This is a genomic window from Arthrobacter rhizosphaerae, from assembly GCF_023062595.1.
Taxonomy (GTDB): Bacteria; Actinomycetota; Actinomycetes; order Actinomycetales; family Micrococcaceae; genus Arthrobacter; species Arthrobacter rhizosphaerae.
On the sequence record NZ_JALLAN010000043.1, the window covers coordinates 1 to 1,116 of the forward strand.

1 protein-coding gene is annotated in these 1,116 nt (G+C 64.2%); it reads right to left on the minus strand.

What is annotated here, in order from left to right; translation table 11 throughout:
- The coding region (locus tag MU551_RS23180) for an IS481 family transposase (RefSeq protein ID WP_247048925.1) at positions 1 to 985 on the minus strand (985 nt) is incomplete at its 3' end.
- Positions 986 to 1,116 lie beyond the last annotated feature (131 nt).

Here is a 1,116-nt window from a genome sequence, read left to right on the forward strand (position 1 = left end):
TGTACTGCCCAGGCAGGTTGGTTAAGCGGCTGATGGGCGGGTGGCCTCCGATTGCGGTGTGGGGCCTGTGGTGATTGTAGTGGTGAAGCCATGCCGGGAGGGCGTTTCTGCGGGCTGATTCCGTGGCGTAGAAGCGTTGGAAGGCCCAACCGTCGGCGAGGGTTCGGTGGAATCGTTCGATCTTGCCGTTGGTCTGAGGACGGTAGGGGCGGGTTTTCTTGGCCTTGATGTTCAGTTCCCGGCAGGTGTCCCGCCAGAGGTTCGATTTGTAGGCTGAGCCGTTGTCGGAGAGGACCCGCTCGACGGTGACGCCGCGGGCAGCGAACCAGGACACAGCCCTTTTCAGGACGGCTACTGCGGTGGCCGCGGTTTCGTCGCCGTGGATCTCGGCGTAGGCGACCCGGGAATGGTCGTCGATGACCGTGTGCACGTAGGCCGTGCCGATGATGGGGTGGCGGCGACTGCCGGTTCTGACTGGGGTCGTTGCACGGTTCCGATGGCCCCGCTGTTTGCCGACGTAGCGCCAGCCGCCCCCATCCGGGATATTTCCGAGTTTCTTCACGTCGACGTGGATCATGGCCCCGGGCCTGTCGTGCTCGTACCGGCGAATGACCTCCCCGGTACGTTTGTCCACGTGGTGCAGCCGGTTCAGCCGGCACCGGACCAGGACCGCATGCACCGTGGATGCCGGCATGACTAGCTTCGCTCCGATCGCGACCGGTCCCAGCCGTTGCTTCCAGCGCAGATGGACGATCTTGCGGACGAGCTGCTGCGGGGTCTGGTTCGCCATCCGGTGCGGGCGCGAGGACCTGTCATTCATGCCCGCCTCACCCATCGCGGCGTAGCGTTCAGCCCAGCGCTTGGCGGTGGGCCAGGAACAGTTGAACTGCTCGGCGGCACGGGAAACCGGCCAGCCCTGGTCAATGACCAGACGCGCGACGCGCAAACGTTGGCGTGGAGTCAAAGCGGCATTAGCGTGGGACATGAGGACCTCCTGGTCGCCTCAGCGGTTGTCTAAGCAACTCCACTGTGCAACCGGAGGTCCTCACCCATGAGTCAACGACTCCAGCGAGTCACCACATTCACCCAACCAACGTCCCTGGGCAGTACAGCTAG